The organism is Herbidospora yilanensis, from assembly GCF_001570565.1.
Taxonomy (GTDB): Bacteria; Actinomycetota; Actinomycetes; order Streptosporangiales; family Streptosporangiaceae; genus Herbidospora; species Herbidospora yilanensis.
Map to the genome: position 1 here is coordinate 50,658 of NZ_BBXE01000036.1, position 10,780 is coordinate 61,437.

The window sequence follows — 10,780 nt, forward strand, 5'->3', positions numbered from 1 at the left end:
CGGTGGGAGCCGTCGGATCGTCAGGCGGCGGCGGGCACCGCCTCGGCGGGCCACGACTCGGTCTCTTCGTTCTCCGCCGGGTCGTCGTGACCCGCGCCGCCCTCCAGGACCCGCAACCCGGCGGCGTTGAGCTCCCAGTCGCGGGTGTCGTCCTCCATCGCGCGCAGGTCGTCGTCGGTCATGGGACCGCGTGAGGCGCCCCTGGCGGGGCGTTCGAAGCTGGAGATGCCCCACTTCAGGTCATGGCCGACGGAGGTGGCCTCCACCTCCACCCAGAAGCGCTGCTCCCCCTCCCGCTCGAACTGCTTGACCCGGAGCTTGCCGACCACCACGACCGGGTGCCCCCGCCGGACCGACTGGGCGACGTGGTCGGCCAGCCCCCGGTAGGACCGGACGGTGTAGAAGGTCGTCTCGCCGTCGCGCCAGGTCTGCGTCTGGCGGTCGAGGACCCGGCGGTCGACGGCCACCCGCATGGAGGTGGCGCGGGACCCGTCGCCGAACGTGAACTGCTTGGGGTCGTCGGTGACGTTGCCGGTCAGCGTCACGTAGATCTCGCTCATAACTCTCTGTCCTCCGTCTGCCCGGACCCTCGCCGGGCTCGGGCACAACAGTGGCCTGGTCTCCACCTGGCCGACGGGCGTGCGTCCGCCTCTGTGGATAACCCGGAGACGGGCGAACGGCCTGTGGACAAGCGGACGGCGCTCCGGCACACCAAAAACCAGACCTGGCGCTCCTGGGCCAGATCTGGTTGGTGATCTTCAGGACCCCGGAAAAAGTTGGGGGCCCTGGTTCGGCGCCCCGGCTGGAGAGAACCGGAGGCGGCCGTCTAGCGGCTGGACGATCGGGAAACGGTCGCTGGTGCGCGATGGAGGGGGCATCGGCCGTGCGCGGCCGATATCCCACACGCTGTTTCACCAGCGTGGGGAGGACGGCCGATGGCGACTAAACGTGTCGCTGCGAGAGCACCAGACTGGTCAGGTCCAGACAACGCCCCGAGCCATGGCTGCTCCTTTCCGCGCGCGGCCCGCTCCGGGTGAGCGGTCAACCTCCGTGCCGGCCATCGGATCGTGATGGCCACCTCGCCCAAGGTAGCGGTTCCCGTCGCGCGTCGCACACTCCGCAACTATTGTGTTACACATCGTGAGACGCTGCGTTCAGCGGATGAGAAGGCGTTTGGGGGAGCGGATGACAGCGCCCAGTCAGACCTCGGCCAAACCAATCGGGGGGCCTCCGTCGCGGGCGGGCCGCTGGCCTTTGATGGCACAGCGACGCCCGTTGGTCGGCTATCTCTTTCTGATCGTCACCATCGATCTCGTCGCGATCGCCGGGTTGTCGCTGGTGACCGTTCCGTCGGCCGGCGATCTGCTGGTGTTCTGCTCGCTGATGGCCTGCGGCGCCGTGTGCATCGAGGCGACCCGGCGGCTCGGCATGCCCGCCGGGGTGTCGCGCGACCTGCTCTCGGCCTGGTGGTTGCCGGTGGCGCTGCTGCTGCCGCCGGTCTACGCGCTGCTGGCGCCCATTCCGTTGCAGATCCTCCTGCAGTTGAGGGTGCGCGCCACCGTCGTCTACCGGCGGGTGGTCACGTCGGCGGCCATCGGGCTGGCGGCCGGGGCGGCCTCGCTGGTGTTCCACTCGCAGGTCGACGACCCCGCCCGGCTGACCGAGGGGGTGGGGTGGCCGATAGTGCTGGCCGTCGGCTGCGCGGCGCTGTTCACGATCCTCAACACCGCCCTGATCGCGGTCGCCGCCCACACCGCCGATCCCGACGTCCGCTGGCGCGATGTGCTGTGGGATCGGGAGAGCCTGCTGCTCGACGCGGTCGAGTTGTGCCTCGGGCTGATCGTCGCGATCATGTGCGGGCTCAACCTCCTGCTTCTGGTGCTGGCGCTGCCGCCGGTCATGCTCCTCCAGCGCAGCCTGATGCACGCCCAGTTGCAGGCCGCCGCCCGCACCGACCCGAAGACCGGGTTGCTGAACGCCGCCGCGTGGCAGCGGGAGGCCGACACGGAGATCGTCCGGGCCCACCGCACGGGTGAGATGCTCGCGCTGCTGATCGTGGACATCGACCACTTCAAGCGGGTCAACGACACCTACGGCCACCTCGTCGGCGACCAGGTGCTCATCGGGGTGGCCGCCACGCTGCGCAGCCAGCTGCGCGACTACGACGTGGTCGGGCGGTTCGGCGGCGAGGAGTTCGTGGTGCTGCTGCCGCGGGCCGATCTGGCCGAGGCGCGGCGGGTGGCCGAGCGGCTGCGCAGCCGGGTCGGGCGCATGGCGGTGCCCGCCGACGACGCCATGATCACGGTCACCATCTCGCTCGGGGTCGCGATCATGAACGTGCACGGCCATGATCTCATCGAGCTGCTGGCCGCCGCTGACCTGGCGCTTTACCGGGCCAAGGAGCTCGGGCGCGACCGGGTCTGCCTGCCGGCGCAGCAGATGCCGCCACCCGGCGGCAAGCCAGCAACCGCGTGCTGAGTTGCCACTAAGCTTGACTGCATGGCCGAGTACATCTACACGTTGCAGCGCGTGCGCAAAGCACACGGCGACAAGGTGATCCTTGACGACGTCACGCTGTCCTTCCTGCCCGGAGCGAAGATCGGGGTGCTTGGCCCGAACGGAACGGGCAAGTCCACCCTGCTCCGCATGATGGCCGGTCTCGAACCGACCTCCAACGGCGAGGCCCGCCTGATGCCCGGCTACACCGTGGGCATGCTGCAGCAGGAGCCCCCGCTCAACGAGTCCAAGACCGTTCTCGGGAACGTCGAGGAGGGCGTCGCCGAGACCAAGGCGATGCTCGACCGCTTCAACGCCATCGCCGAGCAGATGGCCACCGACTACAGCGACGCGCTGCTCGAAGAGATGGGCAAGCTGCAGGACGAGCTCGACCACCGCAACGCGTGGGACCTCGACGCCCAGCTCGAACAGGCGATGGACGCCCTGCGCTGCCCGCCGCCCGACGCCGACGTGACCACCCTCTCCGGTGGTGAGCGCCGCCGGGTCGCGTTGTGCAAGCTCCTCCTCGAACAGCCCGACCTGCTGCTCCTCGACGAGCCCACCAACCACCTCGACGCCGAGAGTGTCAACTGGTTGGAGTCCCACCTGGAGAAGTACCCCGGAACCGTTCTGGCCGTCACCCACGACCGCTACTTCCTCGACAACGTGGCGACGTGGATCCTGGAGCTCGACCGAGGCCGCTGCTTCCCCTACGAGGGCAACTACTCGACCTACCTTGAGGCCAAGGCCGCCCGTCTGAAGGTCGAGGGCCAGAAGGACGCCAAGCGCAAGAAGCGCCTGGAAGAAGAGCTCCAGTGGGTCCGGTCCAACGCCCGCGCCCGCCAGACCAAGAGCAAGGCCCGTCTCCAGCGCTACGAGGAGATGGCCGCCGAGGCCGACAAGTTCCGCAAGCTCGACTTCGAGGAGATCCAGATCCCGCCGGGCCCGCGTCTGGGCACGACGGTCATCCGGGCCGAACACCTGACCAAGGGCTTCGAAGACCGCGTCCTGATGGACGACCTGACGTTCGACCTGCCGCGCAACGGCATCGTCGGCATCATCGGCCCCAACGGCGTCGGCAAGACGACCCTGTTCCGCATGATCACCGGCAGCGAGACCCCCGACAAGGGCTCGATCGTCATCGGTGACACCGTGAAGATCTCCTACGCCGACCAGTCGCGCGGGGGCATCGACCCGAACAAGAACGTGTGGGAGGTCGTGTCCGACGGGCTCGACTTCATCAAGGTCGGCAACGTCGAAATGCCGTCGCGCGCCTACATCGCGGCGTTCGGCTTCAAGGGCCCCGACCAGCAGAAGAAGGCCGGCGTCCTGTCCGGCGGCGAGCGCAACCGGCTCAACCTGGCGCTCACCCTCAAGCAGGGCGGCAACGTGCTGCTGCTCGACGAGCCGACCAACGACCTCGACACCGAGACGTTGTCGTCGCTGGAGAACGCGCTGCTCGACTTCCCGGGCTGCGCCGTGATCACCTCCCACGACCGGTGGTTCCTCGACCGCATCGCGACCCACATCCTGGCCTGGGAAGAGGGCTCGAACTGGTTCTGGTTCGAGGGCAACTTCGCCGACTACGAGAAGAACAAGATCGAGCGCATGGGCGCCGAGGCGGCCCGTCCCCACCGCGTGACCTACCGGAAGCTCACCCGCGACTAGAGCCCACGGGACAACGGCAAAGGCCACCGGCGACCACCGCAGGTGGCCTTTCGCGTCCGGCCGTGAATCCGGCTGGCCGCCTCAGGACGGTTGTCCGTGGAGCGCCACGTGGTTGTGCCGCGGCCCGTCGATGTGATCACAACGCACCGTGCCGGTGGCCCCGCGAGACGCGAGACCACCGGCAGGGTGTCCCAACAGGGAAGGGTTACTTCTTCCAGCCCGGCGTGATGCCGCACTTGGCCTTCTGGTTGATGCAGACCTTCACGAGCGCGCTCAGGGTGTCCTGCTTCCAGGCGTTCATGAAGTCACCGTGGATCGACGACGCCATGCCCGACGACAGGGCGAGGCCGTCGCCGCCGAGGGAGTCGTAGCCGAGCATCATCGAGATGTTCGGGACGGCGACCGGGTACTTGCCGGTGCAGGTGCCGTTGACGGCGGGGCCCATGTGCGACTTGTGGTCGGGCGAGTCGATGTGCTTGCCGTCCCAGCAGTCCTGGAAGGTGAGCTGGTAGATCAGGTTGCCGCCCGGGGCGCAGACGGGCCAGTTGCCGTCGGCGCTGCGGCCGGTCTCGGCGCTGCCGGCGCACCAGAACTGGCCGGAGGCGCCCTTGGGGGTCGCGACCTGGCGCTTGGCGTCACCCTGGACGACACGCAGGCCCGGCGGGAACGGCTTGACCTCGGACGGGTCCTTGAGGCGCGAGCCGTAGTAGGCGCGGAAGTTCTTCATCGCGACCGGCTTGCCGTTCTTCAGCAGCGTCGGCGCCCAGTAGGCGCTGTTGTCACCGGGGGCGTCACAGGTCGTGGTGCTCTTGAGCAGGTCCTCGGTCGTGGTCTTCGCGGAGACCTTCGGGCCGAAGAAGGTGTGCAGGTGGGACGCGCCGACCAGGCCGGGCAGCACGATCGGGTCGTCCGCGGCCTCGTTGGCCACCGTGCAGTTGGTGTGGAACTCGGGCACCCGGACGATGTTGGCGGGGACCGTCTCGAACGGGATCTTGTCGTACGCGTCCAGCGTCTTCTGCCACGCGGCCTCGTCCACGGGCACCCAGCCGGCGGCGGGGGTGGTGGGGTTGGCCGTCGGGGTGGTGCTGGGCGTCGGCTTCGTCGGGGTGGGGGTCGGGGTCGGCTGGGGCTGCGTGCCGCCGCCGGCGCCGAAGACCTGGAACTCCCAGAGGGAGACGCCGTACTGGCTGGAGCGCTTGGTGGCGTACAGGCGGACGAAGCGGCCGGTGGTCGACAGGTCGATCGTCTGGACACCGCCCTTGTTCGTGGTGGTGTTGTACACCATCTTCCAGGGGCCGCTGCTGGAGGCGGCGGTCTGGATCTGGAAGGCCGTGGCGTAGGCGCGCTCCCAGTTGATGACGATCTTGTCGATGGCGGTGGACTTGCCGAGGTCGACGGCGAGCCACTGCGGGTCGCTGAACTTGCTGGACCAGCGGGTGCCGGTCTTCCCGTCGAAGGCGGCCGCGGGCGACAGGTCACCGCGCTCCGACGACGAGGCGATGGCGGTACGGCCCTGAGAGACGGGCGCTTCGGCTGCGATGGCCGGGGAGGTGACGCTCACCACGGAGGTGCCCAGGAGGCCGACGAGGGCACCGGCCAGCGCCAGGCTGCGGACCTGACGTGCACCGGACTGGCGTCCGGCTCGGATGCCGCGCGAGGCGGGTGTGCTCATGGTGGTTGGAGTCCTTGTCCTGTTGAGGAGACGTGGAGGGGGGCGCTCACTACGCGCCGCCACCTAGGAGACCCGCAGGTCGCGGGGGGATAACAAAAACTTCCGGGAAGTCGGGAAGTTTTTTGTGACCTCGCCCGGACGGGCACGACCTGTCGCGTGAGAGTGATCACCTTCGACGGTGACGAGACGTTGTGGGACTTCCAGGGGGCGATGCGACGGGCACTCGCCCTGGCGGCGGGGCTCTTCGGCCCGCCGGTCACGGCGGAGTGGCTGAGGCGGGTCCGCGACGACGTGGCGGCGCGGGCCGAGTTCGCCGGCGCGCCGATGGAGGACATCCGCCGGGTGGCCTTCGGCGAGTGCGCCCGGCTGACCGGCGCGGCCGACGGGTTCGCCGATCGGGTGCACGCCGAGTACATGCGCGCCCGGCACGCCGGCGTCACGCTCTACCCCGACACGCTGCCGTGCCTGCGGGAGTTGCGGTCGAGGGGCCATCGGCTGGCCCTGATCACCAATGGGAACTCGCGCCCCGACCTGATCGGGGTGGCGGATTTCCTGTCCTGTACGGTCGCCGCCGCCGAATGCGGGCATCGCAAGCCCGACCCGGAGATCTACCGCTACGCGGCGGCCCGCCTGGGCGTGACGCCGGGAGAGTGTGTCCATGTGGGCGACCATCCGGTCGAAGACGTGGACGCGTCGGCGGAAGCGGGCATGCGCGCCGTCTGGCTCGACCGCGTGAGGGGCCTGGAGAGACCAAGGCGGGCCTGGCGAAGGATCGACAGCCTCGCGGAGCTCCCCGGGCTCCTGTGATCCTCTCGGGCCCTCACCGCACGCAGGGGCCGTCGACCCGGCCGGCAGGTCAACACACGACGCGCAGACCGGGTGCGCCGCCGGGCCTCAGCCCAATGGCAGGGCGAACAGATCTTCGGGTAGAGCACAGCCGTAGTCCTGCAACGGCGTGAGATCGCCGAGCACGATCTGCTGGACCTCGCCCGCCGGGGACAGGCCGTCGGGGCGGTCCAAGAGGCGGTGGCCCGGAGTCGCGCCGCCGTGGCCGACCGGCGTCTCCCGCACGTCGGCCGCGAGCCGCCCGAGCCGGTCGAGGAGGATGCCGACCGCGTCGTACACATCCGCGACGTTGTCAGCGGCGACCTCTTCGCTGACGCCAGGGTGGAGATCGCGGTATGCCGCCCGCGCCGCCGCCAAGAAACGCGCCGGATCCACGACCACGACGTCTCGGCGGGTCCGGACGCTGATCGTCATGCCTTCTCTTAACAGCCTCTGTTCGTCCACCGTCCGATTCTGGCGGGATCCCCGGTGTTCTCCAGGTGGAGTTTTTTCCTCCTGAGTAGAAGGTGGCGGGAGAAGAGAACGGGTGGAAATCTTTCCCTCTCGGAACACCCCCGACGTAGCAGGAGCCGTGTGGCCCCGGCTCAGGCCAGCAACCAGGCGCCGCCGTCAGCCGGCAGCAGGTCGTCGACGAGGGGCGTCGTCGCCAGCACCAGTTCTTTGTGCCCCGGCAACGGCACCGGGACGTCGCCGCAGTTCACCGCGCAGATCACCGGCCCCCGCCGGAAGAACAGCGTGTCGGGCGGCCCCGCCAGCCATTCGACCTCGTCGCCGGACATGATGCGCTTCCGCCAGGCCAGCGCCGCCTTGTAGAAGGACAACGTCGAGGCCGGGTCGGCGGCCTGCCGCTCGGCACTCAGCAACGCCCAGCTCGACGGCTGGGGCAGCCACGGCTCACCCGTGCCGAACCCATAAGGGCTCGCGGAGCCCGACCACGGCAGCGGCACCCGGCACCCGTCACGCCCGGGCAGTTCGCCGTCGGTCTGGAAGAAGGTGGGGTCCTGCCGCTTGTCCGGAGGAATTTCCTGTACCTCGGGGAGGCCGAGTTCCTCCCCCTGGTAGAGGTAAGCCGAACCAGGGAGGGCCAACATGGCCAGGAGTGCGGCTTTCGCCCGGTCTATCCCGCCGGACGGCGTCAGCGACCCCTCTCCGTAGCGGGTCACATGCCGCACCACGTCGTGGTTCGACAACACCCACGTCGGCGCCGCGATCTCGGTCAAAGTCTTCTCGATCACCGCGCGGAAGGCGTCGGCCGACCAGGGGGCCTTCAACCAGGCGAAGTTGAAGCTCTGGTGGAGCTCGTCCGGGCGTACGTAAAGAGCGAGGTCTTCGGCGGTGTCGGTCCACACCTCGCTCACGAAGGCACGCTCGCCGGGGTAGGTGTCGATGAGCGCCCGCCACTCCCGGTAGACCTCGTGGACCTCGGGGCGGCTCGACATCGGGCTGCCGGACACGAAGCCGGCGGTGGTGTCGGGCAGGTCTTCGGCCTTGTAGAGGCCGTTGGCGACGTCGATGCGGAAGCCGTCGACGCCCCGGTCGAGCCAGAAGCGCAGCACGTCGAGGAACTCGGCGTGGACGTCGGGGTTGCGCCAGTTGAAGTCGGGCTGCTCGGGGGCGAACAGGTGGAGGTAGTAGGAGCCGTCGGCGACGCGGGTCCAGGCCGGGCCGCCGAACACCGACTGCCAGTTGTTGGTCTCGGCGCGGAACAGGTAGCGGTCGCGCTTGACCCCGCGCAGCGCCTCCTGGAACCAGGGGTGCTCGATCGAGCTGTGGTTCGGGACGATGTCGATCATCACCCGCAGGCCCAGCCCGTGGGCCTTCTCCATGAGGGCGTCGAAGTCGGCCAGGGTGCCGAACGCCGGGTCGACGTCGCGGTAGTCGGCCACGTCGTAGCCGCCGTCGGCCATCGGCGACCGGTAGAAAGGCGTCAGCCAGACGGCGTCGACGCCGAGTTCGGCGAGGTAGGGGAGCCGGTCGGTCACCCCGGGGAGGTCGCCGACGCCGTCACCCGAGGCGTCGGCGAAGCTGCGGACGTAGATCTCGTAGACGACGGCGTCACGCCACCAGGGGGAGGTCATCTCATGCGTTTACCAGGCTGTGGGCGGCGTAAACCAGGTATTGCCACAGCTTGCTCTCCTGTTCGGCGGGGAGCTGGAGTTCGTTGACGGCGTCGCCCATGTGCTTCAGCCAGGCGTCGCGCTCGGCCTCGCCGATCACGAACGGGGCGTGGCGCATGCGCAGCCGGGGGTGGCCGCGCTCCTGGCTGTAGGTGTTGGGGCCACCCCAGTACTGCTTGAGGAACATCCGCAGCCGGTCTTCGGCCCCCTCGAAGTCGTCTTCGGGATAGAGGGGTTTGAGCACCGGGTCTTCGCGGACGCCTTCGTAGAACCGCCGCACCAGCCGGTCGAAGGTCTCCTCGCCGCCGACGAGGTCGTAAAACGTCTGCTCGCTGCTCACCTACTCAGGTTAAAACAGCTCCCGAGTGCCGGTGTCACGCGATCGTTGCGATGGCCAGGCCGCGCTCGTCGAAGGCCCTCTTGATCCGGGTACGCAGCTCGCGCGCCACCTCGTGCTGCTTGCCCGGGGCGGTCTTGGCGACGACGCGGAAGACGATGGCCGTGCCGGAGATCTGCTCCATGCCGAAGACCTGGGGCTCCTCGACGATGATGTTGTCGCGGTAGGCCTGGTCGTCCCACATCTCGGTCGTCACCTTCACGAGGATGTCGCGGGTCTGGGCCACGTCCGAGTCGTAGGCGACGGGGATGTCCACGAGGGCGCGCGACCAGCCCTGCGACTCGTTGGCCACGCGGGTGATGGTGCCGTTGCGGACGTACCAGACCTTGCCGTCGGCGTCGCGGAGCCGCGTTATGCGCAGGCTGACCGCCTCGACGGTGCCGGTGGTGACGCCGACGTCGACCACGTCGCCGACGCCGTACTGGTCTTCCATCAGCATGAACATGCCGGCGATGAAGTCCTTCACGAGCTCCTGGGCGCCGAACCCTATGGCGACGCCCAGGATGCCGACGCTGGTCAGCAGGGGCGCCAGGTCGAGGCCGAGGCGGGAGATGATCATCAGCAGGGCGGTGCCGAGGATCACTATCGAGGTGACGTGCCGCAGGACCGAGCCCAGGGTCTCCGAACGCTGGCGGCGGCGTTCGGCGAGGATCGCGTCGAGGCCCTCCTGCGGGCCGCCGAACCGGGACCGCAGCCGCTCCGGCATGGACACGGAGGAGGCGCGGGTGGAGATGCGCTTGATCAGGCGGTGCACGATCGCCCGCAGGATGACGGCGACCACCAGGATCAGCACGACCGCGATGCTCGCGCTGAGCAGACCCGCGACGATCTTCGCCCAGTCCGCGTTCCCTATCAGGCCGCTCACCAGATTGCAGATCCCGAAGTCGTCACTGCTGCACAGCGCGTTCGCCGCCGCCTTCGGGTCTATGAGGCCACTCGGGGTGGGGATGGGGGTGGGAGACGGGGAAGGGCTCGGGGAGAGCAGGAACACGGAGTGGATCCCCCTCGGATCGGCTCGGTCGGATTCGGGCAGGCCTGCACCCATATTGCCGATCGAACCGGCTGTCGTCACATTCACGCCGGGGGACGTGAGCACCGTCTCACCGGGCCGCGGAGGGCGGCGGGACCGGTGCTCCTGTGGCGGTCAGCGGGGCGGAGACGCGCACCCGGAAGCGTGTCTCGTGCCTTTCTCCGAGAGGGGGATCCCCCCCAGTGCCGCCCGTACACGCGGGCGGCAGACCAGGGAAAACCGTGATGATTCGGGGCCGGCGGGCCGGCCACAACGTTCCCTGGGGAACGTTCCGCACCGGGCCGCCCGCCGGCCCCGTGAGGCCGCGGCGGTGACGACGGGCTCAGGATGACTGCGCTTCACCCGGCCCGTCGCCGTTTCGATCTACTCGCCCACCGCGGCGAGCACACGGGCGACTTTCGTGGCGGCTCCGGCCGGATCATCGGCTCGATGCATCCGCTCCCCCCAGGACCACCAGTAGTCGGCCGACTTGCAGACGACGTTCTCGGTGAGACTCGTCGCCTTCGGGTTGATCACTCGCACGAAGGCCCGACCCGATTGGGTGGTTACGACCC

At 69.1% G+C, this 10,780-nt stretch carries 10 protein-coding genes; 3 read left to right on the forward strand and 7 right to left on the reverse strand.

Going from position 1 to position 10,780, the window contains the following annotated elements; translation table 11 throughout:
- Positions 1-20: 20 nt before the first annotated feature.
- A complete protein-coding gene (gene ssb / locus AW273_RS28355; protein WP_062354547.1) occupies positions 21-560 on the reverse strand; it encodes a single-stranded DNA-binding protein in 540 nt (179 codons plus the stop codon).
- 625 nt (positions 561-1,185) lie between these two features.
- Here ssb and AW273_RS28360 point away from each other — a divergent pair.
- Together AW273_RS28360 and ettA are read left to right on the forward strand one after the other, a co-directional pair.
- Complete coding sequence (locus AW273_RS28360; RefSeq protein ID WP_062354549.1) at positions 1,186-2,478, forward strand: GGDEF domain-containing protein; 1,293 nt, start codon at positions 1,186-1,188, stop codon at positions 2,476-2,478.
- A 21-nt stretch (positions 2,479-2,499) separates the two neighbouring features.
- On the forward strand, positions 2,500-4,164 hold the full coding sequence (ettA, locus tag AW273_RS28365) for an energy-dependent translational throttle protein EttA (protein WP_062354552.1): 1,665 nt from the start codon (positions 2,500-2,502) through the stop codon (positions 4,162-4,164).
- Positions 4,165-4,369: 205 nt separating this feature from the next.
- Here ettA and AW273_RS28370 read toward each other — a convergent pair whose 3' ends face one another.
- Complete coding sequence (locus tag AW273_RS28370) at positions 4,370-5,836, reverse strand: DUF1996 domain-containing protein (protein WP_062354555.1); 1,467 nt, start codon at positions 5,834-5,836, stop codon at positions 4,370-4,372.
- 156 nt (positions 5,837-5,992) lie between these two features.
- Here AW273_RS28370 and AW273_RS28375 point away from each other — a divergent pair, with 156 nt between their 5' ends.
- Positions 5,993-6,643 carry an HAD family hydrolase gene (locus AW273_RS28375; protein WP_083950115.1) on the forward strand — a complete coding sequence of 217 codons (651 nt, stop codon included), beginning with the start codon at positions 5,993-5,995 and terminating at the stop codon, positions 6,641-6,643.
- Positions 6,644-6,730: 87 nt separating this feature from the next.
- Here the strand turns inward: AW273_RS28375 and AW273_RS28380 are convergent, their stop codons facing one another.
- From AW273_RS28380 to AW273_RS38895, 5 genes are all read right to left on the reverse strand, one after another.
- A complete protein-coding gene (locus AW273_RS28380) occupies positions 6,731-7,096 on the reverse strand; it encodes a hypothetical protein (protein WP_157556249.1) in 366 nt (121 codons plus the stop codon).
- Between the two features lie 170 nt (positions 7,097-7,266).
- Positions 7,267-8,760 (reverse strand): glycoside hydrolase family 13 protein, encoded by a 1,494-nt coding sequence (locus AW273_RS28385; RefSeq protein ID WP_062354561.1) that lies wholly within the window; start codon positions 8,758-8,760, stop codon positions 7,267-7,269.
- Position 8,761: 1 nt separating this feature from the next.
- A complete protein-coding gene (locus tag AW273_RS28390) occupies positions 8,762-9,139 on the reverse strand; it encodes a globin (protein ID WP_062354566.1) in 378 nt (125 codons plus the stop codon).
- Between the two features lie 34 nt (positions 9,140-9,173).
- The gene (locus AW273_RS28395; protein ID WP_232327637.1) at positions 9,174-10,061 is read right to left on the reverse strand and encodes a mechanosensitive ion channel family protein; all 888 of its coding nucleotides are present in this window, start codon (positions 10,059-10,061) and stop codon (positions 9,174-9,176) included.
- 528 nt (positions 10,062-10,589) lie between these two features.
- Positions 10,590-10,748, reverse strand: coding sequence for a hypothetical protein (locus AW273_RS38895; RefSeq protein ID WP_232327638.1), 159 nt, complete (start codon positions 10,746-10,748; stop codon positions 10,590-10,592).
- Between the last annotated feature and the right edge of the window lie 32 nt (positions 10,749-10,780).

Coding starts and splice junctions, on each gene's coding strand:
- ettA (WP_062354552.1), top strand. CDS start 2,500: ATGGCCGAGTACATCTACACGTTGCAGCGCGTGCGCAAAGCACACGGC.
- AW273_RS28360 (WP_062354549.1), top strand. CDS start 1,186: ATGACAGCGCCCAGTCAGACCTCGGCCAAACCAATCGGGGGGCCTCCG.
- AW273_RS28385 (WP_062354561.1), bottom strand. CDS start 8,760: ATGACCTCCCCCTGGTGGCGTGACGCCGTCGTCTACGAGATCTACGTC.
- AW273_RS28370 (WP_062354555.1), bottom strand. CDS start 5,836: ATGAGCACACCCGCCTCGCGCGGCATCCGAGCCGGACGCCAGTCCGGT.
- ssb (WP_062354547.1), bottom strand. CDS start 560: ATGAGCGAGATCTACGTGACGCTGACCGGCAACGTCACCGACGACCCC.
- AW273_RS28380 (WP_157556249.1), bottom strand. CDS start 7,096: ATGACGATCAGCGTCCGGACCCGCCGAGACGTCGTGGTCGTGGATCCG.